The sequence below is a fragment of the Thermobifida sp. genome (assembly GCF_017577275.1).
Classification (GTDB): Bacteria; Actinomycetota; Actinomycetes; order Streptosporangiales; family Streptosporangiaceae; genus Thermobifida; species Thermobifida fusca.
On record NZ_PITY01000020.1, the window covers coordinates 54,853 to 78,235 of the forward strand.

Below are 23,383 nucleotides of genomic sequence, written 5' to 3' on the forward strand. Positions count from 1 at the left end.
CGGTGGCTCGCAACACCGTCACGGGCGCCCGCTCGGGGGCGCCCGCCCCCACATCCCACGTCCGCGGTGAGCCCACGACCTCACTGCTCGGACTGGTCGTCAAAATCGGTGCGCTGGGGCTGGCCGCTGCCCTAGCAGTCTGGGCCGCGTTCCCGCTCATCGAAGCGGCCAACTGGGTCGGGGTCGGCATCGTCGCCGCAGTCACCGCCCTGATCTTCTACGTCTACCTGTCCCCCCGCCACGTCCCGCTGAAATACCTGCTGCCCGGGACGCTGCTGCTCATCGCCTTCCAGATCCTGCCGGTGCTGTACACCGTCAGCACCTCGGTCACCAACTTCGGCGACGGGCACCGCGGGGACAAGGAGCAGGCCATCGCCGCGATCGAGGCCTACTCCGTGGTGCGCACCCCCGACTCCCCCCAGTACACCCTCACCGTCGCCGCCGACGGCGCCCCGGACACCGGCGACCTCGTCTTCCTGCTCACCGCGGCCGACGGCACCGTCTACGCCGGCGACGCCGACGGCCTCACCCCCCTCGACCCCGACGACCTCACCCGAGAGGCTTCCGGGAAGATCGTCGACGCCGAGGGGTACACCGTGCTCACCACCGCCCAGATCAACGAGCGCAGCGACGAGATCGCCGACTTCGCGGTGCCCACCGGCGACGGGACCGGGATCCGCTCCAGCGGCCTGTCCATGGCCTACGAAGGCCAAGCCACCCGGACCTACCAGGAGGACTGCGACTGCATCGTGGACTCCGTCACCGGGGTGACGTACACCGCCGACAACGTCAACGGCTCCTTCGTCTCCGACGACGGGCAGCGGCTCCTCCAAGGCTGGCGGGTCAACGTCGGCTTCGACAACTTCCTCCGGTTCGTGACCGACCCGGCCACCGGCGCGTCCTTCCTGTCCATCCTCGCCTGGAACATCGGATTCGCTGCCGGCACCACCCTGCTGGTCTTCGTGGTCGGCCTGGGCCTGGCGCTGCTCATGCACACCCGCACCCCGCTGCGCGGCCGCACCCTGTACCGGATCCTCTTGGTCCTGCCGTACGCCATGCCGTCCTTCGCGATGCTGCTGCTGTGGCGGGACATGTTCAACACCGACTTCGGGCTGATCAACCGGGTGCTGGGACTGGACGTGAACTGGTTGGGCAACGCGTGGACCGCGCGCGGCTCGATCCTGCTGGTCAACACCTGGCTCGGCTTCCCCTACATGTTCCTCGTCGCCACGGGAGCCCTCCAGTCCATCCCCCGGGAACTGGAACAAGCAGCCCGAATCGACGGCGCGGGCGCCTGGCAGGCGTTCCGCCACGTCACCCTGCCGCTGCTGATGATCGCGATGACCCCCATCCTGGTCTCGACCTTCGCGTTCAACTTCAACAACTTCAACGCGATCTGGCTGATCACGGCAGGCGGCCCGTTCAGCCCGGACAACCCGCTGGCCGGAGCCACCGACCTGCTGATCACCTACACCTTCCGGTTGGCGTTCGGCGGCCAAGGCGCCCAGTACGGGTTCGCCTCAGCGGTCTCCGTGCTGATCTTCCTGATCGTGGCCCTGCTGTCGCTGATCAGCCTCAGACAGAGCCGTTCCCTGGAGGAGGTGAACCGGTGACCGCCCCCGTCTACCGCGACCGCCCCTTCCTCCGCTGGCTGCGCGACAACTCCTGGCGGCACCTGCTGCTGTGGTGTGCGGTGGCCTTCGCCCTGTTCCCGATCCTGTTCGTCATCTCGGCCGCGCTCAACCCGCTGGGCACGCTCAGCTCCAGCCACCTGGTGCCGACCGGGGCCAGCCTGGACAACGCCCGGGAACTGTTCGCCACCACCCCGTTCGGTGCGTGGTACGTCAACTCGATCGTGCTGGCGGTGTGCAACGCCGCAGTGACCGTGTTCCTGTCCGCGCTGGCCGCCTACGCTTTCAGCCGGTTCCGGTTCACTGGGCGCCGCATCGGCCTGCTCGGCATCCTGCTGATCCAGATGTTCCCGCAGTTCCTGGCGATCGTGGCGATCTACCTGATGTTCGCCACGGTCACCGACTACTGGCCCCCGATCGGCTTCGACACCCGCTGGGGCCTGCTGTTGGTCTACCTGGGCGGGGCGCTGAGCGTGAACACCTGGCTGATGAAAGGGTTCTTCGACACCATCCCCATGGAGCTCGACGAATCCGCCAAAGTCGACGGCGCCACCCACGCCCAGGCGTTCTTCCGCATCATGCTGCCTCTGGTCACCCCGGTGCTGGCGATCGTCGGCCTGTTGGTGTTCATCAACACCATCAACGAGTTCCTGCTCGCCACCGTGTTCCTGCGCGACCCGGAGGCTAAGACGGTGGCGCTCGGCCTGTACTCGCTGGTCGCCGACGAACGCAACGCGAACTTCGGCCTGTTCGCGGTGGGCACGCTGCTGATCGCCCTGCCGACCATGGCGGTCTTCTGGTTCCTGCAGCGCTACATCGTCGAAGGGCTGACCTCGGGGGCGGTCAAAGGCTGAAAGCCATCGGGCCGGTGCGGCGGCCCCTCCCCAGACCGCACCGGCCCCTTCCCACGCGCTTCCCGGCGTGCGGGCCGGGAAGCGCTTTACTTCTTCTTGCCGTCCTTGCCTTCGCCGCTGCTCTCGGTGGACAGTGCCGAAATGAACGCCTCCTGCGGCACTTCGACGCGGCCCACCATCTTCATGCGCTTCTTGCCTTCCTTCTGCTTCTCCAGCAGCTTGCGCTTCCGGCTGATGTCACCGCCGTAGCACTTGGCGAGCACGTCCTTGCGAAGCGCGCGGATATTCTCCCGGGCGATGACCCGGGAACCGATCGCGGCCTGGATCGGCACCTCGAACTGCTGCCGGGGGATGAGTTCCCGCAGCTTCTTCGTCATCTCCGCACCGTAGGAGTAGGCGTTGTCGCGGTGCACGATCGCGGAGAACGCGTCCACCACCTGCCCCTGCAGCAGGATGTCCACCTTCACCAGGTCGGCGGCCTGCTCCCCGGACGGCTCGTAGTCCAAGGAGGCGTACCCCTTGGTGCGGGACTTGAGCTGGTCGAAGAAGTCGAAGACGATCTCGGCGAGCGGCAGCGTGTACCGCATCTCCACCCGGTCCTCGGACAGGTACTCCATCCCGTCCAAGACGCCGCGCCGCCCCTGGCACAGCTCCATGATCGGGCCGACATAGTCGGAGGGGGTCAGCACGGTCGCCTTCACCACCGGCTCGCGGATCTCCGCGATCTTGCCCGACGGGAACTCGCTGGGGTTGGTCACCGTGTGCTCGGTGCCGTCCTCCATACGGACGCGGTAGACCACGTTGGGGGCGGTCGAGATGAGCGCCAGATCGAACTCCCGCTCCAACCGGTCCCGGGTGATCTCCAAGTGCAGCAGCCCCAGGAAACCGCAGCGGAACCCGAAGCCGAGCGCGGCGGACGTCTCCGGTTCGAACACCAGCGCGGCGTCGTTGAGCTGGAGCTTCTCCAACGCGTCCCGCAGCACAGGGTAGTCGGTGCCGTCGATCGGGTACAGCCCGGAGAACACCATCGGCTTGGGGTCGCGGTAGCCGGGCAGGACCTCCGCGGCGGGAGCGGCCGCCGACGTGATCGTGTCCCCGACCCGGGACTGGCGCACATCCTTCACCCCGGTGATGAGGTAGCCGACCTCGCCCACCCCGAGGGAGTCCACCTTGGTGGGCTCGGGGGAGATCACCCCGACCTCCAGCATTTCGTGGGTGGCCCCGGTCGACATCATCTGGATGCGTTCCCGGTTGGTGATCTGCCCGTCGACCACCCGCACGTAGGTGACCACACCCCGGTAGGTGTCGTAGACGGAGTCGAAGATCAGCGCGCGGGCGGGCCCGTCCGCATTGCCCACCGGCGGGGGGATGCGAGCCACGATCTCGTTGAGCAGCTCCTCGACACCCTCACCGGTCTTGGCGCTCACCCGCAGCACGTCCGACGGCTCGCAGCCGATGATCCCGGCGAGCTCCGCGGCGTACTTCTCCGGCTGGGCCGCGGGCAGGTCGATCTTGTTGAGGACCGGGATGATCGTGAGATCGTGCTCCAGCGCCATGTACAGGTTGGCCAGAGTCTGGGCCTCGATGCCCTGGGCCGCATCGACCAGCAGGATCGCGCCTTCACAGGCCGCCAGCGACCGGGAGACCTCATAGCTGAAGTCCACGTGCCCCGGGGTGTCGATGAGGTTGAGGATGTAGGTCACATCGTCGAGCGCGGTAAAAGGCAGTCGCACCGCCTGCGACTTGATGGTGATGCCACGCTCGCGTTCGATGTCCATGCGGTCGAGGTACTGGGCCCGCATCTGGCGTTCCTCAACCACGCCGGTCAGTTGCAGCATGCGGTCGGCCAGTGTCGACTTGCCATGGTCGATGTGCGCGATGATGCAGAAGTTCCGAATCAGCGCGGGATCGGTCCGAGTTGGCTGTGGCACCGTGGTCCGTTCACATTCGTCGAGGTCGGATAGGGCACTGCGTGGCGGGAGCGCACACGCGGCCGTGATCGGGCAGTGCCCCCATGGTCCCACGGACGCGACAGCGGGCGGTACCGCGGGCCACAATGGGGCACACGATCCCTATCAGGCTATGCGACGGACAGAACCGGGAGAGCAACGTGCGCTGGCTTCTCACACGCCTTCTCGCGGGCCTGGCCGCAGTACTGGTAGTAGCGGTAGGCGCGGGCGTGGTGCTAGCCGCACAGTTCTCCGGGGAGAAAGCGGAGTGGGCGGCCTCGACCGGCGCAGACGCGGCGTGGCTGGACGGGTCGTGGGTGGACGGGAGCAAAGACGAGTCCGACTTCGCCGCGGCGCTGCCCCGGCTGCGCGCCTTCACCGAAGTGTATGTGCACGTGGGGGAGATCGCGGAGGACGGCACGGTTGACCCCGCCGGGTACGCGGCAGCGAACGCCTTCCTCGACTGGATGGGCCGCGAGCTTCCGGACGTGGCAGTGGTGGGGTGGCTCAGCAGCACCGCGGAGAGTTCTTCGCTGCTGGAGGACCGCGTGCCCAAGGAGGCGCGAGCCCGCCTGGTGGAGGCGGCCAGCGCTGTCGTGGACGCGGGGTTCGACGGCGTGCACTACGCCATCACCCCGGTCACCGTGAACGACCCGGGCTTCGTGGACCTGCTGGAGCGTACTCGCGACGCGATCGGCGCGGAGGCCGTGCTGTCCGTACTCGCCCTCCCCCTCGAGCCGCTTCCCGGGGTGCGGCTTCCCGTGTTCGCCGTCCAGGGGGGCGAACGCTACTGGTCGACCAATTTCCTCCTCCGGGTCGCGGAACTGTCGGACGTGGTCGTCGTGTCCGGCAGCGGCACGGGGATGCCCAGCGGCTCCCTGTACGGCGGTTTCATGGCCCGGCAGACGACGCTGGCGCTGCGGACCGTGCCGGAGACGATCGGGCTGCGGATCGGGGTGCCGCCGGCGGCGGACGACCCTGCCGCGGCAGCGACCGCGGTGGAGGCGGTGCGGATCGCGTTGACCGCGCACGGCCAGCGGGACAGTTTCGGGATCGCGGTCCACGCCCCGGAGGAGCTGGCCGACGACGCGTGGACGGAGCTCGAGGAAGATTGGCTGCACATCCAGCGGTAAAGCGGTGCCGCGGTGCGAGCATTCCCCTTCCCAGGGCATAATGGAAGTCCGTGTCTCAGACGTTCCACGTTCACTTTTGAGCCCTTGGTCTCAATCCTCGCGTCGATCTCCGCGGATCTCCTCGTGGCGCGGCTGCCCACAGGCGCGGTCCGGGTGGTGACGACGCACATCCTGACGTAACTGGAGCAGGGTTTCGCATGGCGAACATCAAGTCGCAGAAGAAGCGCATCCGGCAGAACGAGAAGGCTCGTCTGCGCAACAAGGCGGTCAAGTCGTCGCTGAAGACCGCTATCCGCAAGTTCCGTGAAGCTGCCGAGGCCGGGAACGTCGAAGAGGCCATCATTCTCCAGCGCGCCGCGGCACGCCAGCTGGACAAGGCCGTCAGCAAGGGCGTGATCCACAAGAACCAGGCTGCGAACCGCAAGAGCGCGATCGCCAAGCGGCTCCACCAGCTGCAGCAGTCTCAGGCTGCCTAAGCGTCTGCAGCAGGTTCGTTCCTGACACGCGCCCACGGCCAGGCATCGTGACGGTGTCTGGCCTTTCGCGTTGTCGGGGCCGGTCCGCTGCCGGTTGCGGGCCGTACCGGTGAGCGCTCCGCGCAGTTGTCCACAGGCGGAACCTTCCTCTCTAGCGCTCCCGTGGCGGGGACCTACCGTCCCCGGTATGGCACGACACACTGCTCCTGAGCCCGCTGCCCCGGCAGCGCAGCAGCCGTCTCCCCTGCCGTCGTCTGAGGCCGCCTTGCCTGCCGAGTGGCGGGCAGCGGACGACGGGGACCCGACCCCACTGGACTTCACTGTTCCTCCCCCGCCCGATGCCGTAGCCGACACGGTCCGCTCCCCGGTGCCCGTGCTTCCCGCGCCACGGCGTCCCCCGGCTCCCGAGGTGGGGAGGGACGAGGATGCGGCAGAGCGCCCTGCCCGGGCGGGCCGCGGTGCCCGTCCGGCCCCGCCCGCCGCACCTCAGCCGGACCGCGGCACGGGTCGGAACGACGGTTCGGCTCCCGCTCCCCCGCCCGGGTATGTGCGCATCCCGCCGCTCCCCGACCCGGCGGAGCGGCGGCTGCCTGCCCCGCTGGCGGCCCTTGTGGACCGCTGGAGGGGTGTCTCAGTGGAGCTGCGGCCCCGCGTGACCCTGTCCGGGGTGGCGGCGCTCGCCCTCGTGTGCCTGCTGGCCGCGGGGGTCACCGGCTGGTTCATGCTCAACGCCCGTCCCGCGTCCGCGCCCGCGCCGCCGCAGGAGGCCGTCCCGTCCGGTCCTCATCCGTCCCCGGCGGCGGAAGCGAGTCCTGCCGGCACGGTCGTGGTCCACGTGGGCGGTGACGTGGTCTCCCCGGGGATCGTGACCCTGCCCGCCGGGTCCCGGGTGGCCGATGCTCTCGACGCGGCGGGCGGCCCGCGCCCGGATGCGGATCTAGGGTTCCTCAACCTGGCCCGTCCCCTCGTCGACGGCGAGCAGATCCTCGTTGGGGTCACCCCGTCGCCCATGGCCGGGGAAGGCGAGGGTCCGGGCCTGCCCGCCGGGGACGGGCGGATCGACCTCAACACCGCTACCGCCGACCAGTTGCAGACCCTGCCGGGAATCGGCCCGGTGCTGGCCCAGCGCATCATCGACCACCGCGCGTCCATCGGCGGTTTCACCTCGGTGGAGCAGCTCCACGACGTCACCGGTATCGGGGACCGCCGGTTCGCGGAGCTGCGCGACCTGGTCTACGTCGGCGGTGCCCCGTGACTGCGGCAGGTTCCGGTCCCCTGCCCGGGGCAGGTGTCCGGCTCGACGTGAGCCTGGCGGTCCCGGCCGTGGGACTGTGGCTGACGGTCCTCGCACTGCTCCACGCTGCGCCACGCACCGCGTTCCTCACCGCGGCGGTGCTCGGCACGGCCGCGTGGGCAGGGCTGCTCCTGCTGCGCCACCCGCGCTGGGGGACCGTAGCCGCCCTGTGCGGTGCGACCCTGGTCTGCGCTGCGGGCGGGGCGGTGGCGGTGGCCGGGCGCACCGCCGCGGTAGCGGCCAGTCCGATGGCTGAGCTGGCCGCGGCCCAGCAGTTCACGGAGGCGAGTGTGGTGCTCGCCTTGGACCCGCGGCCTCGGGAGAACCCCGCGGTCCCGGGGCGGGCCGAGTTCGTGGTGACGGCCCACACCGAGTGGGTGACGCTGCCGGACGGGACCCGGGTCCGGAGCCGGGTCCCGGTGGTCCTCCTCGTCCACGGCGAACAGTGGCGGCACCTGGTGCCCAGCCAGCCGGTGCGCGTAGCGGGCACCGCGGTGCCCGCGGGCACCCGCCTGGATGCTGCGCTGCTCTTGGTCCGCGGTCCGCCCCGTCACGTGGGCCCGCCGTCGGCCGCCCATGCGTGGGCGGACCGGGTCCGCGGCGGGCTGCGGCGGGCGTGCGCGGTCCTGCCCCAGCCGGAGCGGGGTCTGCTGCCCGCGCTGGTCGTGGGGGACACGTCCCTGTTGGACGCGGAGACCGCGGAGATCTTCCGCGCCACCGGCATGACGCACCTGTTGACCGTCTCCGGGGCGAATCTCGCGGTGATGGCCGGCGCGGTGCTGGCGGTCACCCGCTGGCTCCGGCTGCCTGTGTGGGCTTCCGCACTCACCGGTGCGGCCACAATCGCCGGGTTTGTGCTGTTGGCACGGCCGGAACCGAGTGTGCTGCGTGCGGCTTTCATGGGCGCGGTCGCCCTCGTCTCCCTGGTCGTGGGGCGTCCCCGGATCGGGGTGGCAGCGCTAGCTGCCGCAGTGATCGGGCTGCTGCTGTTCCATCCGGCGCTGGCTGCCTCGTTCGGGTTCGCCCTGTCCGTGCTGGCTACCGGCGGCATCATGGTGCTCGCGCCCCCGTGGCGGGACGCATGGGCACGCCGGGTGCCGGCGTGGCTGGCGGAGCCGGTCGCGGTCACGCTCGCCGCCCAAGTGGCGTGTGCGCCGCTGCTCGTGGTGCTGTCCGCCGAGGTCAGTTGGGTGTCCGTGCCGACGAACGTGGCGGCTGGGCCGTTCGTGCCGGTCGCCACCGTCGGCGGTTTCGTGGTCGCCGCCCTGGGACTGGTGGCGCCTCCCGCCGCACAGGTGGCGGTGTGGGTTCCGGGGGTCGCCGTGGCCTGGATCCACCGCATCGCGGAATGGGGTGCCCGCGTGCCGCACGGCGCGGTGCCGTGGCGGTCCGACGTGGTGGGGGCGTTGCTGCTGGCTGTCCTGCTCGCCGCGCTGCTGGTGCTGCGGGGCTGGGCACGGAGGGTGGTGGCTGCGGGGATTGCCGCGTCCGCGGTGGCGGCGCTGGCTCTCGCCTGCCTGGCTCCTAGCTGGCCCCCGCCGGGGTGGGCGGTGGTCGCCTGCGACGTCGGCCAAGGGGACGCGCTCGTGTTGGCGGTGGACCGCGGGGAGGCGGTGGTGGTCGACACCGGGCCGCGTCCAGGGGCAGTGGACCGCTGCTTGGACCGGCTGCGGGTGCGCCGGGTTGCGCTGCTGGTGCTCACCCACCACGACCTGGACCATGCGGGCGGCACAAGCGGGGTGCTGCGGGGCCGGACCGTGGCGGAGGCGGTGGTGCCTCCGGGGTTCGACGCACCGGACGCTGCCGCAGCCTTGGAGCGGGCCGGGGCGCGGCTGCGCACCGTGCATGCCGGGGAGGAGCTGGCTGTGGGACGCTGGCGACTGTCCGTGCTGTGGCCGCCCGCCGACTTCGCGGGCGGGGACGCCAATGAGGGCAGCGTGGTCGTGCTCGCCCACCGGTCCGCTGCCCCGCCCGCCGAAGGCGGGTTGTCGGTGCTGCTCACCGGGGATATCGAAGAGTCGGCCCAGCGCGCTCTCCTCACCCATCCGGGGATCCGCGGTGTTGACGTGCTCAAGACCCCGCACCATGGGGCGGGCACGCAGGAGGCCGTGTTCCTCGAAGCCACCCGGCCCCGGGTGACGCTCACCTCGGTGGGCGCCGGCAACCCCTACGGGCACCCGGCTGCGGACACGTGGGCGCAGTTGACCGCGCTGACCTCCGCCTCGTACCGCACAGACCAGCACGGCGATGTGGCGGTGGTGCCGACCGGGGACGGCCCCGTGGTGTACTGGCGCGGCCCTGACGTGCGCTAATCCCAGGACCGACGGCCCCAGCCCTCGGTCCAGCCGGAACGTAAGCTGAAAGTTATGGTCCCCTCCTCCCCCTCTGATGCTCCTGTCCTCGACCGTGTCTTCCGCGAGGCTGCCCTGCTGGCCGGGGCCGGGTACGCGATCCTGCTGCAGATCGCCCACCCCGCGGTGGGGCAGGGCGTGCACGACTACAGCGATTTCGCGCACCGGCCGCTCAGTCGGCTCCACGGCACTCTCACCTTCGTCTACGGGGTCATGTTCGGCTCCCCGGACGAAGCGGAGCGGATCAGCGCGATCGTGCGCGCAATGCACACCAAGGTCACCGGTCCCGGATACCGGGCGCTCGACCCGGAACTGCTCCGCTGGGTGGCCGCCACCTTGTACCAGTCCGCGGAGACCGCCTACGAGCGGTTCGTGGGGAACCTCACGGACGCGGAGAAAGACGAGGTGTATGCGCGTTCGGCAGTGTTCGCCACGGCCTTGGGATGTCCGGAGGAGTACTGGCCGGCCTCCCGCGCCGAGTTCGCCCGCTACTGGGAGGAGACGCTCGCTACGCTGCGGGTCACCCCAGCAGCCCGGGCCGTGGCCCGCGACCTGCTGCACCCTTCTGCTCGTCTGCTGCGTCCCGCGGCCCGCTTCCAAGGGTTTGTGGCTGCCGGGCTGCTGCCGTCCCGACTGCGCGACGAGTTCGGCCTGGCCTGGGATGCGCGCCGCCACCGCCGCTTCCACCGGTTGTGCACGGTGGTGCGGGCGGTGTATCCGCGGCTTCCGCTCCGGCTCCGCACCGCGGTGCGGGACGGTTTCCTGTGGGATATCCGCCGCCGGGCGGCGCAGAACCGGTTGTACCACCGTCCCCGCGGGCGGCGGCCTGCCGCCGCGGCGCGGGCCCGGCAGCGTTCTTGACGGCCTCCCCTGCGGGTGGGCCCGGAGGTCACCGCAGCATGGCATGCTGACGTCCATGGACTCCACCTCCGTTCCGCCGCTGACCGTCATCGTCGGCGACGAGGAGCTGCTCGTCGACCGCGCCGTCGCTGAAGTGGTGGCCGCGGTGCGCGCCACCGATCCGGAAGTCGACGTGCACGACCTGATGCCGTCCCAGGTGAGCGCCGGGAAATTGGTCGAAGTCACCTCGCCGTCGCTGTTCGGGGACCGCCGGGTGGTGGTGTTGCGCTCAGCGCAGGACCTCACCAAGGAGCCCGCCGGGGTGATCACCGACTACGTGAAAGATCCCGTCGACGACGTGGTGCTGGTGCTCGTCCATGCGGGCGGCGCGAAAGGCAAGGCGCTGCTGCAGGCTGCGCTGCAGGCCGGAGCCCACCGGATCGACTGCGCCAAGCCAACGAAGGCGTCGGAGCGGATCGCGTTCATCAAAGGCGAGTTCGACCGCGCGGGACGGAAGATCACCGCGGACGCCGCGCAGGCGCTCTTGGACGCGGTCGGCACGGACCTGCGGGAGATCGCGGCGGCCTGCACCCAGCTCATCGCCGACACCGAGGGTCGGGTCGACGCCGAGGCGGTGGCCCGCTACCACCGGGGGAAGGCGGAAGCGTCCGGGTTCACCGTGGCGGACCGTGCCGTGGAGGGGCGGCTCGCTGAAGCGTTGGAGCAGTTGCGCTGGTCGTTGGCGGTGGGCATGGCACCGGTGCTGATCACCAGCGCGTTGGCGAGCGCGGTGCGCGGTCTCGCGGTGGTGGTGCAGTCCTCGCGCGGCCTGTCCGAGTCGGAACTCGCGAAACAGGCCAAGGTGCCGCCGTGGAAGCTGCGTACGCTTCGCCAGCAGGCGCGCGGCTGGACTCCGCGGGGGGTGGCGCAGGCGATGCGGGTGGTGGCGGAAACCGACGCCCTCGTGAAAGGCGCGGGCCGGGACCCGGCCTATGCCCTGGAGCGGGCGGTGATCGAAATCGTGGCGGCCCGTGGCCGGCGGTAGACGGTCCGGAGCGGCGGCCGTGCCGCGGGTGGCTTAGGGTCGTCGTCCTGTGGACAGCGAGGTATTCCGCGGCGGGGTCAACCAGGTGGTCCGGGTCGGGGCCGTCGTACTCCGCCCTACCGGCCCGTGGACTCCTGCGGTGCACGCACTGCTGCGGCATGTGGCGGCGGCAGGGTTTTCCGGGGCGCCCCGCGTGCACGGTGTCGACGATCAGGGGCGGGAGATTCTCGACTTTGTGGCGGGGGCAGTGGCCACCGATCCGGTGCCCGCGTATGCGCGCCGGGATGCGGCCCTGGCCGCTGCGGGGCGGCTGGCTGCTGCGACGCTACCACGACGCGACCGTGGGGTTCGTTCCGCCGCGCGACGCGGTGTGGCAGTTGCCGGAACGCGCTCCCCGCGAGGTGATCTGCCACGGTGACGTGGCGCCCTACAACACCGTGTTCCGCACCGGGCTGCCGGTGGCGTTCATCGACTTCGACGCGGCGCATCCGGGGCCGCGTCTCTGGGATCTCGCGTTGGCCGCCTACCGGTTCGTGCCGTTGAGCGCGCCCGGCACGATCGGTGAGGACGTGCCTGTGGCGGAGCAGGCACGACGGTTGGAACTGTTCACGGCCGCCTACGGGCTCACGAGCGCGGCGGACCGTGCGATGCTCCTCGCAGTCGCTCAGGAACGCTTGGTGGCCTTGGTGGAGTTCATGAGGGAGCGGGCAGCGGCAGGGGATGCAGCGTTCGCCCGGCATTGTGCCGAGGGGCACGACGCCATCTACCGCACGGACCTCGCCTACCTGCGCGCCCATGCCGCGGCGCTTCGGGGCTGATCGTGGGCATCGGCTCCGGCCCGCACCGTGGCGTGTGCCGCAGGGTCAGCGGAGGGGCTCTCCGCCGCGCCACACCCGCATCGCTTTGAGCCCGTAGGACCAGGCGAAAGCGCCTTCGTGCTCGGCGTCCCACTGGACGACGTCCGCGACCTTCCCCACGGCGATCACGCCGCGGTCCAGCGTGCCCAGTGCCTGGGCCCCGCCGACGGTGGCGGCGCGCAGGGCTTCTTGCACGCTGAGCCCGTACAGCCCGATCGCCATGCACACGACCAGCGACATCATGGTGGTACCGCAGTGCGCCGGGTTGTGGTCGGTGCCCAGTGCTACAGGGACTCCGTGGTCGAGGAGGGCGCGGACCGGCGGGGTGCGGCACTCGTTGAGGGACGCGGTGGGGCAGACCACGACCGGTGTCTTCGTCCGGGCGAGCGCCACCAGGTCTTCCTCGTCGGTCTCGTGGAGCAGGTCCACCGAGTTGCACTGCATTTCCGCGGCCATGCGCACCGCGCCGTGCCGGGGTTTGGAGCAGGCGTGGATCCGTGTTTTGAGGCCGGCAGCGCGCCCTAGGGTGAGGATCCAGCGCGCGTCTTCTGTGGTGAACTGGCGGTTGTCGCAGTAGACGTCGACCCCGTCCGCCCCGGCCTGGGCGGCGTCCCCCAGCCAGGAGCCGACCGCCTGCACGTAGTCGCGGTGGCGGCCGAAGTATTCGGGCGGTATCGCGTGCGCAGCGAAGAAGGTGACGTGCAGCCGCGGCATTCCGGGTTCTTCTTCGAGGGAGCGCAGCAGGCGCACATCGGCGAGCTCCCCGTCGCGGGTCAGGTGGTAGCCGGTTTTCGCTTCTACGGTGGTGGTGCCCCACAGCAGCCAGTGGCGGAGCCGGTCTCGCACGTCGTTGCAGAGGGTCCACGGGTCGGTGCCCCGGGTCACGGTGACGGTGGAGGAGACACCGCCGCCCGCGGCGACGATGTCGCTCTGGGAGGCTCCCTCGCTGCGCGCGGAGATTTCGGCGTACCGGTTCCCCGCGTAGACGGGGTGGGCGTGGGCGTCGATGAGCCCGGGGGTGACGAGCGCGCCGCCCGCGTTGTCGATCTGGGCGTCGGCGATGTGGTCAATCACTCCGGGAATGCTCTGGGGCAGGCTGGCGGCTGGGCCAACCCAGGCAATGATCCCATCGCGCATGACGATGGCGGCGTTGCTGATCAGTTCGACGCCGGTCCATAGTCGTCCGATGTTCGTCAACAGCCGTACCGTCATTGTTTCACCGCTCGCCCGTCCGCGCTGCCACGGCCGTCCCCCGGACCCGGAAGACGACCACGTCACACGAACAGTCTTCACACGACTTCATATCGATGCCTTGCCGTAGCTGGGGGGTCAACGCGGCCGGAACGAGGCCGGGCAGCAGCATCCGTCAACTTCGGGTGAAGGCAACCGTAGTTCATAGAGCGCTGAGATGTACACCTTTGCGGCTGAACAGTAAACGGCGGAACCTCACAAGAGGTTCCGCCGTTTTTGTTCGGTTAGGCTCTAGCTATGAGGCCACGGTGGCGTATCGGTCCAGTTGACCGGCGAGTTCCGGGGACACCCAGGCGTGGAGGACCGTGCCGGAGGCGGTGTGCTCCTCGCTAAGGATCCGGCCTTCCTGGTGGATGCGGGAGACCAGGTCGCCCCGCTCGTAGGGCAGCAGCACGGTGACCTCGTGCTCCGATTCGGGCAGGGCTTCGGCGATCGCTTGGAGCAGCTCGCCGATGCCTTCCCCGGTGCGTGCGGAGACTTCGACCATGCCGGGGTACTTGGTGCGCAACTGCCTGAGCTGTGTCTCGTCGGCGGCGTCGATCTTGTTGATGACGATCAGCTCGGGGATGTCCGTGGCGTCGATCTCCGCGAAAACCTGCCGTACCGAGGCGATCTGCTGCTCGGGGTCAGGGTGGGAGCCGTCCACGACGTGGAGGATGAGGTCGGCTTCGGTGACCTCCTCCAAGGTGGAGCGGAACGCTTCCACGAGCTGGTGCGGCAGGTGCCGCACGAATCCGACGGTGTCGCTCAGGGTGAAGAGGCGACCGTCCGGGGTGCGTGCCCGGCGCACGGTCGGGTCCAGGGTGGCGAACAGCGTGTCCTCCACGAGGACCCCGGCACCGGTGATCCGGTTGAGCAGGCTGGACTTGCCCGCGTTGGTGTACCCGGCGATGGCGACGGCAGGCACTTTGCGGCTGCGGCGCCGGTCGCGTTTCACTTCGCGGGCCACCGCCATGTGCGCCAGTTCGCGACGGAGCTTGGCCATCCGCCGGTGGATGCGGCGCCGGTCGGTTTCCAGCTTGGTCTCACCGGGACCGCGCAGCCCCACTCCGCCGTTGCCGCCGCCGGACGTGCCCGTCTGGCGGGACAGGGCCTCACCCCATCCGCGGAGCCGCGGCAGCAGGTAGGTGAGCTGCGCCAGTTCCACTTGGGCTTTACCTTCGCGGCTGCGGGCGTGCTGGGCGAAGATGTCGAGGATGAGCGCGGTCCGGTCGATCACCTTGACCTTGACCGCTTCTTCCAGTTGGCGCAGCTGGCCGGGGGTGAGCTCCCCGTCGCAGATGACGGTGTCAGCTCCGGTGGCCTCCACGATGTCGCGGAGTTCAGCGGCCTTGCCGCTGCCGATGTAGGTAGCCGGGTCCGGTTTGGACCGGCGCTGGGTGAGTCCGGCGAGAACCACGGCGCCCGCGGTTTCCGCAAGCTGTTTGAGTTCGAACAGGGAGTTGTCGGCATCCTCCTGAGTGCCGCTGGTCCACACGCCGATGAGTACCACGCGCTCCAACCGCAGCGACCGGTACTCGACTTCGGTGATGTCGTGGAGTTCGGTGGACAGTCCGTTGACCCGGCGCAGCGCGAGGCGGTCCTGCAGCTCGGCCTCTCCCGGGGTGGTCGTGTCGATTCCGTCGAAATGGGCTGGCACAGAGTCTTCCGTGTCGACGCTTGATCCGGTGCGGAGTGTGTGGTCGTTGAGGTTGAGAGAAGTACGCGTCATATCCATCTGGTGAGTGCTAACACGGCGTCACCGTGGTTCCTTCCCCGATCGTCCCACGGGTACCGCCAGAAGTCAGGTGGTTTTTGAGGCGCTCCGCCGTCCCAGCAGCCCCAGAACATCCCCCTTAAGCAAAGAACAGGTGTTCTTTACCCATGTTTAACCCAGAAAAAACTTCAATATTTCCGCATGAGCGAAAAATTTGCGCCTCGTAGCACGGAGACTGCGTTGACCTGCCAGGACGGGCAGAGTAGCGTCAATTCCACATAACAAAAGCAAGTTTCGCCATGCGGAAGGGTTGGTGCCATGGGTACTCCCCACGGAGTCGAGATCACCGGTCCGATGAAGGACAGGTACGACGAGATCCTGACCACGGAAGCGCTCGAATTCCTCGCTGACCTGCACCGCCGGTTCGAGCCGCGCCGTCAGGAGCTCCTCGCCGCACGCAAGCGCCGTCAGGAAGAGATCTCCGCGGGCGCCAACCTGGACTTCCTGCCGGAGACCAAGGCCATCCGCGAAGATCCGGACTGGCGCGTCGCCCCGCCTGCCCCGGGGCTGGTCGACCGCCGTGTCGAGATCACTGGCCCCACCGACCGCAAGATGACCATCAACGCGCTCAACTCGGGTGCGAAAGTGTGGCTGGCCGACTTTGAAGACGCCAACACCCCCCTATGGGAGAACATGATCGAAGGCCAGCTCAACCTGCGGGACGCCCTCGACCGCACCATCGACTTCACCAGCCCGGAAGGCAAGCGCTACGCGCTCAAGGACGACTCCGAGCTGGCCACCATCGTGGTCCGCCCGCGCGGCTGGCACCTGGACGAGAAGCACATCCTCGTCGACGGACAGCGCACCTCCGGCGGCATCGTCGACTTCGCGCTGTACTTCTTCCACTGCGCCCGCCGCCAGATCGCCAAGGGCAAAGGCCCCTACTTCTACCTGCCGAAGATGCAGAGCCACCTGGAAGCCCGGCTGTGGAACGACATCTTCATCCGGGCCCAGGAGGCGCTGGGCATCGAACGGGGCACCATCCGCGCCACCGTGCTCATCGAGACCATCCCCGCCGCCTTCGAAATGGAGGAGATCCTCTACGAGCTGCGGGAGCACTCCGCAGGGCTCAATGCCGGCCGGTGGGACTACCTGTTCAGCATCATCAAGACGCACCGCACGCGCGGCCGCCAGTTCCTCATGCCTGAGCGCAACGCGGTGACCATGACCGCGCCGTTCATGCGCGCCTACACCGAGCTGCTGGTCAAGACCTGCCACAAGCGCGGCGCGCATGCTATCGGCGGCATGTCCGCGTTCATCCCCAACCGGCGCGACCCCGAGATCAACAAGGTGGCGTTGGCCAAGGTCCGTGACGACAAGACCCGCGAAGCCAACGACGGCTTCGACGGCTCGTGGGTGGCCCACCCCGACCTGGTCCCCGTCGCTATGGAGGTCTTCGACGGTGTGCTGGGCGACCGCCCCAACCAGATCGACCGGCAGCGCGACGACGTGTCGGTGACCGCCGCTGACCTGCTGGACATCTCCAGCGCCGAAGGCGGCATCACCGAGGCGGGCCTGCGCAACAACATCAACGTCGCCATCCAGTACCTGGCCGCGTGGCTGGGCGGCAGCGGCGCGGTGGCCATCCACAACCTGATGGAGGACGCCGCGACCGCGGAGATCTCCCGCTCCCAGATCTGGCAGTGGCTCCACAACGACGTCACCTTGGACGACGGCGCCAAGGTCACCACCGAGCTCGTGGAGCGCCTCATCTCCGAGGAGCTGGCGACGATCCGCGAGACCACGTCCCTCGACGCCGACCTGCTGGACCGCGCCACTGCGCTGTTCAAGGAGGTCGCCCTGGCCGAGGACTACGCGGAGTTCCTCACGCTTCCGGCCTACGAGCGGATGCCGTAACACTCGGCCGCATCGCCTCGGCGCCCCCACCCGGCTCGGCCGCGGTGCAGGGGCGCCTGCTCATTCCTGCACCACGTAGCCGATGTCGGCGTAGTCCAGCGTGCCCAGCCCGGGAGCCCCCACATTGGCCAGGGTGTCGCGGACCGCGTAGATCTGCGGCCGCTGGTAGAGGGGCAGGGTGTGGCCGAGCTCCCACAGCAGCCGGTCGGCTTTGTTGAGCTGTTCGATTGCGGTGCCGCGGTCGAGGGCCTCGAGCGCGCCGTACAGGGCCTGGTCCACCTCGGGGGAGCCGATCCGGCCGACATTGGTCCGCCACTGCGGCTTCCCGTCGGCGTCGTCGACCGCGTCGAGCCACTGGTGCAGCGAGTCGAAGACCGGGAACCCCCTGCCGCTGTTGACGAAAGCGACCAGGTCGTAGTTGCCGGGCTGGACGTATTTGCTGAACAACTGGTTGCCCGGCACACTCGTGATCTTGATGTCCACCCCGATCTCGGCGAGCATCGACTGCACCAGTTCGGCTTCCTCCCACGCCGGCGCATACCCCTGCGGGACGATGAACCGCAGCGTCAGCGGCTTGCCGTCACGAGTGCGCACCTCGCCGGGCTGGGCCGCGGTCCAGCCTGCTTCCTCCAGCAGTTGCGCGGCCCGGTCGGGGTCGTACTTCCCCCACTCGCCGCTGTTGTCGGCATAGCCGGGCTGTTCGGGCATGAGGAACCGGTTGTTGAGCACCCGCGGCTCCCATCCCAGGGTGCCCAGCGCCGCTGTGGCGAGCACTTCGCGGTTGATCCCCAGGAAGATCGCGTGGCGGACGTCCACGTCCTTGAGGATCGGGGTCTGCCCGTTGAGGGTGATGTGCCGGTAGTCGGCGCCCAGTGCAGCCCGGATCTCCGTGCCCGGTGCGGAGCGGATCCGCTCATAGGACCCGGAGTCGAGGGAGAGCGCGTACAGGTCGATGCTGCCGTCGAGGAAGGCCGCGTCCAGCGCGTCGGGGGCCAGCGTGCGAAAGATGATCGCCTCGAGCCGGGCCGGGTCACCCCACCAGTCCGCGTTGCGCTCCAGGGTGATGGTCTGGGCGACGAGGTCGAGCTCCGCCACGTCGAACGGTCCCGCGGTGACCGGGATCTGCTCGAGGTATCCGGTGTTGAAGGATTCCGGGTCCGCGGTGTACTCCTCGGGGAGCAGGGGCGAGAACAGCGCCGGATACTCGGAGAACGGCTGTTCGAAGACGATGACGACCTGGTACTTGTTCTTCCCCTTGCGTACTTCAGCGATCCGGTCGTAGCCGACAGTGCCGAGCGCCTGATACTCCGGGTTGCTTCCCGACAAGGCTTCGGCCATGGCCGCGTAGTCGCGCCAGGTGATGGGGTCCCCGGTGGACCAGGCAGCCTCCGGGTTGAGGGTGAGGGTGACGACCTGTTCGGGTTCGGTGGTGACCGACACGTCGATCACATAGTCGGGGTTGGGGTGGGCTTCACCCCGTTCATCGACCCGGAACGGGATGGGCAGCAGCGCTTCGAGGACCGTGTGCACGGCGGCGAGGTTTCCGGCCTGATGGTGGGGGTTCCACTGGGTGGGGAACTCGTTGATCCCCCAGGTCAAGGTGCCGCCGTCGGCTACGAGCGCGCGGTCTACGGCGTTGATTGCGGCTGTTGCGGGTTCCGGGGCTGCCTGCCTGTGGTCCACTTCCGCCTGGCAGCCTGCCAGCGCGGCGGTCAGGGTGAGCACGAATGCTCCCACCGAAATCGCACGCCGTTTCCCTGTTCGCACTTGTCCCCCAAATGCCCTGGGCCGTTCCGCTGCGGAGTCCGGGGCAGACTCCGGTGCTCCGCCGGGCCGACGCGCCATGATCGCCTTGACAAAAGGCACCAATGGAACAATTGGGGAAAATTGTACTCCGCTTGGGAACGGGGAACCCGGTATTTCCCAGGCGTTATCCCGCCTGGCTCCGCGGATCCACCACCGCACGCACCAGATCAGAGACCACTCCTGCCGCGGTCACGCACACCGCCCCGAAACAGCAGACCGCCGCAACCGCGTTCACATCCCCCTGCCCTACCGCTTCGAACAGGTACTCGCCGACCCCGTGCCATCCGAACACTTGCTCGGTGAAAACCGTACTGGTCAGTAGCACAGCCAGGGAATAGCTGAAATACGCGGCCGCCGGAATCAGCGTGACCCGCAGCGCGTGCCGCACCACCGCCTGCGACCGGGTCATCCCCTTAGCCCGCGCCGTGCGCAGATACTCGGCGCCCACCTGATCGGCGATCAGCGAACGCTGGTACCGGCTGTACAAGGCGATCTGCGGGAGCGCCACCGCCAGTGTCGGCAGTACCAGGTGGCGCAGCCGGTCGAGCGCCTGCTCCCCCACCCCGCCGGAGAACCCGGGCGTAGCCTCCCCGGTGACCCGCACCAGATCCATCCCCGCCACCTGGTTGGCCCACACCCCCACGTGCTGGAGCGCCACGGCGAGCACCACTACCGGCACGGAGATCACCAGCAGCGACAGCGCAGTCACGGCCCGGTCTGCGCTCCCCCGCACCCGGCTGCCCGTCCACGTGCCCAGCGCCACCCCGCCGATACAGCCGAGCACGGCCCCGGCCGCCAGCAGCCGCACACTCACCCCGATCCGCCGGGACAGCTCCTCGTTGACCGAAGCCCCGTCCCACGTGCGTCCGAAGTCGCCGACCGCTATCCCCGAAATCCACACCGCATACCGCTGGAACAGGGGCGTGCGGTCGTTGAGATTAGCGGCGTCCAAAGCGGCATCCACCGCGGCAGGAGGCGGGGGCGGCCGCTGCGCCTCGAAGTTCTCCCGGGGATGCAGCGTGGCGGCCGCCAGAAGGTAGACACAGCTCACCGCGGTGAACAGCAGCACCGCCCGCCGCACCACCCGCCGCAGCAGCGGGACCACGACCCGGCGGCCCACCGCGCTACCGCTCACCGGAGCGCAGACAGCCGGACGTCCCCCTCGGCGACGATCACCGCGGGGCCGCTCAGCCGAGCTGCTCCAGACTCGAGCACCACCGTGCACTCCCCGCCCGGCACCCGCACCGTCCACCGGGCATCCTCGCCCGGGGGAGTCGCGGCGGCCGCGGCAGCCACAATCCCCGTACCGCAGGACCGGGTCTCAGCGGCCCCGCGCTCGTAGACGCGCATCTCCAATACGCCCGAGGCGACTTCGCGGAACACTTCCACGTTGGCGCCCTGCGGGAACTCCTCAGCCCGCAGCAGCGGAGGAGCGCTCAAGTCGACTTCGGCGACAGGCCGCGCCACCCGGCACGCCAAATGCGGGTTCCCCACCGAGATCCGCGTCCCGTGCACCGGGCCGTCGGCCAACCGGGCACTCCCCGGCCCCAGGATCCGCACCGGCCCCATGTCGACGGTGATGTTCCCGTCGGGCTCCAGCACCACGTGGCGTGCCCCGGCCCGCGTGCCCACTTCGAAGGCTGCGGCGCCGACCAGGCCGGCCTCCTGAAGATAGCGGGCGAACACCCGCACCCCGTTGCCGCACATCTCCGCCACACTGCCGTCAGCGTTGCGGTAGTCCATGAACCACTCGCAGCGCTGCGCGGTCGCCGCCTCCCCCGTCAACGGCTCGTCCAATGCTTTGGTCCGGACCACTCGCAGCACCCCGTCCGCTCCCAGACCGGCGCGCCGGTCGCACAGTGCGGCAACCGTCGCTGCATCGAGGTCGAGCTCCCCGTCCGGGTCGGGAAGAATGACGAAATCGTTCTCTGTGCCGTGGCCCTTGGCGAAACGCATGGGTTCATCCTAGATTCCTGGCTCACGCCGCGTCCGCGTTTCCCGCTGCGAACCCGCCCGCCACACGCCGTCCACTGCCACACTTAAGGCATGAGCACAGTGATCGCGGTCGTCGGACCGACCGCAGTGGGCAAGTCTGACCTCAGCGTCGCCCTGGCGCTGCGCCTGACCGAGCACGGCCTCCCCGCCGAAATCATCAACGCCGACTCCATGCAGCTCTACCAGGGCATGGACATCGGCACGGCCAAGCTCACCCCGGAGGAACGGCGCGGCGTCCCCCACCACTTGCTCGACGTCTGGGAGGTGACCCAGACCGCGAACGTGGCCGACTACCAGCGCATGGCCCGCGCGGTCATCGACGACCTCCACGCCGCAGGCCGGGTGCCCGTCCTCGTGGGCGGCTCTGGACTGTACGTGCGGGCCGCCTTGGACGAACTCGACTTCCCCGGCACCGACCCGAAGGTCCGGGCCCGTTTGGAGGCTGAACTCGCCGAACAGGGGCCGCTCGCCCTGCATGCCCGGCTGGCGCGCCTCGACCCTGAGGCGGCCCGGGCGATCCTGCCCACCAACGGACGGCGTATCGTGCGCGCCCTGGAAGTCATCGAGATCACCGGGGGACCGTTCACCGCGACCTTGCCCGACCACGTCTCCCGCTACCCGTGCGTGCAGATCGGGTTGACTGCGCCCCGCCCGGAACTGGACGAGCGGATCGCACTCCGCGTGGACCGCATGTGGGAGGCGGGCCTGGTGGACGAGGTGCGTGCCCTGGAGAAGGCGGGGCTGCGCGACGGGTTCACCGCCTCCCGGGCCCTGGGCTACGCCCAGATTCTCCGCTTCCTGGCCGGGGAGTGCACGGAAGAGGAGGCCAAGGAGGAGACCGTACGGGCTACCCGGCGGTTCGCCCGCCGCCAGGAATCGTGGTTCCGCCGTGATCCGCGGGTGCACTGGCTGCCCTACGACGCCCCCGACCTGGTGGATCGGGCGTTCGCGCTGGTCTGCGAGCACTCTGACCCCTGCTTCCGGTCAGCCACGCGCGACGAGCAGTCCTGATACGAGCTTCCCGGCACCCGCGTTTTCTCCACGCTCGCAAGTGTGGCCGGGCCTCGGCGGGCGGCGGCTAGGCGATCCCGTACCAGGCCCGCGGGGCACGCCTGGCGTGGATTCCCGCGACCCGCCGCTTGCACTCCGCGACTTGAGCTGCGGCGCCTGCTTCCCGCATCGGCGGAGAACCGCTGCCCCGGACGCTACAGCAGGACGCCTTCTTTTCTGAAATACAGAGAATTATCCTTCACATTATTTCGACAAAATTCAACTTTCATCCATTTGCCACTTTAGGGACAAATCCACGCATTGCCAACCTTTCAGTCAATTAAAAACATGAGCACAGTTTCAGTCTTCACACTCTCCCCTACAGGAACTATCCCATCACACGAAATGTGTCATCCATCACACTCTATTCCTTCTTTATTGCGCATCCACAGCTCTGAGCTGCACACTTTTACCGACACCGCGGACACACAGGGAAACCCCAGCTCAGGAACCATCCACAAGGGGGATGAGATTCGAAAAATCACCAAGAGAAAACCATTGAAATCCCCAAACCTGGGCTGTTAGTCTCGCCTACTGTGTGGCCGCACAATCCAAAGAAATCTTTCCAAAACCCCTTCAAGGAGGACGGATTATCGGATAGGGAAACCACACTAAAACTCCCTCAATGATCACCTCTGGTTTCACATTCGGACCGCAGAAACCGTTTCCGTCGTGATCGAACGATCGGCGGCCGGCGGAATCGAGGGATTCCGAGTGTCCGCGGCCACTCGGACGGCAGCCGCACAACCTCCACCACGGTTTCACCCCTGGGGACACGTGCACCATCGGCATCTCCCCGAAATGCCGCATCCCTAGTACAGAGCATCAGGGAAATAGCCGCCGAACGGACCTCATGGTCCATGGACTTTCCATTCACTACCGCGCAATTTCCGGTCACGAGGAGTTTCCATGAACGCACTCAAGCGCACCTGCGCCACCCTCCTCATCTCCGCTGGTCTCACCGCAGGAGCCGTCGGCGTCGCTGCGGCGGCAGTGGAGTACGTCGGGGGCGGCATCTGGGACCACGGTCTCACCAGCAGCATCGTCTACTCGGACTACTACCACGGCTCCGTCTGCCACGGCTCCACCGCCGTCGGCACGAAGACGGTCCGCGCTTCCGCCCCTGCCGGCTACTGGTCTCTGGCGGACGCTCCGCGCGCCATCGCCAACAACCAGGCGTACTGGCGGACCACCTGCTGACCTCTCTTCTCTTCATCGTGCGGGCCCGCCGGAACACC

Annotated in this window: 18 protein-coding genes; 12 read left to right on the plus strand and 6 right to left on the minus strand. The window is 68.8% G+C overall.

The genetic code is table 11. The features are described from left to right. Positions 1-2 precede the first annotated feature (2 nt). Together CW348_RS05425 and CW348_RS05430 are read left to right on the plus strand one after the other, a co-directional pair. Positions 3-1,613, plus strand: coding sequence for an ABC transporter permease subunit (locus CW348_RS05425; RefSeq protein WP_104612891.1), 1,611 nt, complete (start codon positions 3-5; stop codon positions 1,611-1,613). Beyond that, positions 1,610-2,485, plus strand: a complete 876-nt coding sequence (locus CW348_RS05430; RefSeq protein ID WP_011291277.1) for a sugar ABC transporter permease — start codon at positions 1,610-1,612, stop codon at positions 2,483-2,485. The genes CW348_RS05425 and CW348_RS05430 overlap by 4 nt, the downstream gene beginning before the upstream one ends. Positions 2,486-2,571: 86 nt before the next feature. Here the strand turns inward: CW348_RS05430 and lepA are convergent, their stop codons facing one another. Next, entirely contained in the window at positions 2,572-4,416 is a 1,845-nt protein-coding gene (gene lepA / locus CW348_RS05435; protein ID WP_011291276.1) for a translation elongation factor 4, read from the minus strand. A 179-nt stretch (positions 4,417-4,595) separates the two neighbouring features. Here lepA and CW348_RS05440 point away from each other — a divergent pair, with 179 nt between their 5' ends. The 7 genes from CW348_RS05440 (at position 4,596) to CW348_RS05470 (ending at position 12,391) form a co-directional block, all read left to right on the plus strand. Continuing rightward, entirely contained in the window at positions 4,596-5,567 is a 972-nt protein-coding gene (locus tag CW348_RS05440) for a hypothetical protein (protein WP_061783628.1), read from the plus strand. Between the two features lie 197 nt (positions 5,568-5,764). Next, positions 5,765-6,043, plus strand: a complete 279-nt coding sequence (gene rpsT, locus CW348_RS05445) for a 30S ribosomal protein S20 (protein ID WP_011291274.1) — start codon at positions 5,765-5,767, stop codon at positions 6,041-6,043. A 187-nt stretch (positions 6,044-6,230) separates the two neighbouring features. Further along, positions 6,231-7,298, plus strand: coding sequence for a ComEA family DNA-binding protein (locus tag CW348_RS05450; RefSeq protein WP_287463023.1), 1,068 nt, complete (start codon positions 6,231-6,233; stop codon positions 7,296-7,298). After that, positions 7,295-9,649 carry a ComEC/Rec2 family competence protein gene (locus CW348_RS05455; protein WP_104612892.1) on the plus strand — a complete coding sequence of 785 codons (2,355 nt, stop codon included), beginning with the start codon at positions 7,295-7,297 and terminating at the stop codon, positions 9,647-9,649. The genes CW348_RS05450 and CW348_RS05455 overlap by 4 nt, the downstream gene beginning before the upstream one ends. A gap of 54 nt (positions 9,650-9,703) precedes the next feature. After that, on the plus strand, positions 9,704-10,549 hold the full coding sequence (locus CW348_RS05460) for an oxygenase MpaB family protein (RefSeq protein ID WP_011291271.1): 846 nt from the start codon (positions 9,704-9,706) through the stop codon (positions 10,547-10,549). Between the two features lie 55 nt (positions 10,550-10,604). Next, positions 10,605-11,573 (plus strand): DNA polymerase III subunit delta, encoded by a 969-nt coding sequence (gene holA, locus CW348_RS05465; protein ID WP_038043404.1) that lies wholly within the window; start codon positions 10,605-10,607, stop codon positions 11,571-11,573. 272 nt (positions 11,574-11,845) lie between these two features. Then, positions 11,846-12,391 (plus strand): phosphotransferase, encoded by a 546-nt coding sequence (locus tag CW348_RS05470; protein WP_199850770.1) that lies wholly within the window; start codon positions 11,846-11,848, stop codon positions 12,389-12,391. Between the two features lie 45 nt (positions 12,392-12,436). On the opposite strand, the gene CW348_RS05475 is transcribed toward CW348_RS05470, so the two are convergent. Next, positions 12,437-13,642 carry an imidazolonepropionase gene (locus CW348_RS05475; RefSeq protein WP_011291268.1) on the minus strand — a complete coding sequence of 402 codons (1,206 nt, stop codon included), beginning with the start codon at positions 13,640-13,642 and terminating at the stop codon, positions 12,437-12,439. A gap of 274 nt (positions 13,643-13,916) precedes the next feature. Further along, positions 13,917-15,392, minus strand: a complete 1,476-nt coding sequence (gene hflX, locus CW348_RS05480; RefSeq protein WP_104612566.1) for a GTPase HflX — start codon at positions 15,390-15,392, stop codon at positions 13,917-13,919. 303 nt (positions 15,393-15,695) lie between these two features. Between hflX and aceB the strand changes: the two genes are divergently transcribed. Beyond that, positions 15,696-17,294 (plus strand): malate synthase A, encoded by a 1,599-nt coding sequence (aceB, locus tag CW348_RS05485; protein WP_011291266.1) that lies wholly within the window; start codon positions 15,696-15,698, stop codon positions 17,292-17,294. Positions 17,295-17,354: 60 nt separating this feature from the next. Here the strand turns inward: aceB and CW348_RS05490 are convergent, their stop codons facing one another. From CW348_RS05490 to dapF, 3 genes are all read right to left on the minus strand, one after another. Then, positions 17,355-19,019, minus strand: a complete 1,665-nt coding sequence (locus tag CW348_RS05490) for an ABC transporter family substrate-binding protein (protein WP_255266134.1) — start codon at positions 19,017-19,019, stop codon at positions 17,355-17,357. 205 nt (positions 19,020-19,224) lie between these two features. Continuing rightward, positions 19,225-20,235 (minus strand): ABC transporter permease, encoded by a 1,011-nt coding sequence (locus CW348_RS05495; RefSeq protein ID WP_011291264.1) that lies wholly within the window; start codon positions 20,233-20,235, stop codon positions 19,225-19,227. Continuing rightward, complete coding sequence (gene dapF, locus CW348_RS05500) at positions 20,232-21,056, minus strand: diaminopimelate epimerase (protein WP_011291263.1); 825 nt, start codon at positions 21,054-21,056, stop codon at positions 20,232-20,234. Before dapF ends, CW348_RS05495 begins: the two co-directional genes overlap by 4 nt. A gap of 90 nt (positions 21,057-21,146) precedes the next feature. Between dapF and miaA the strand changes: the two genes are divergently transcribed. Both miaA and CW348_RS05510 read left to right on the plus strand, forming a co-directional pair. After that, positions 21,147-22,106: a tRNA (adenosine(37)-N6)-dimethylallyltransferase MiaA gene (gene miaA, locus CW348_RS05505; RefSeq protein ID WP_104612560.1), complete on the plus strand. Its 960-nt coding sequence runs from the start codon at positions 21,147-21,149 to the stop codon at positions 22,104-22,106. A gap of 948 nt (positions 22,107-23,054) precedes the next feature. Continuing rightward, the gene (locus CW348_RS05510; protein WP_011291261.1) at positions 23,055-23,345 is read left to right on the plus strand and encodes a lactococcin 972 family bacteriocin; all 291 of its coding nucleotides are present in this window, start codon (positions 23,055-23,057) and stop codon (positions 23,343-23,345) included. Positions 23,346-23,383: the final 38 nt, after the last annotated feature.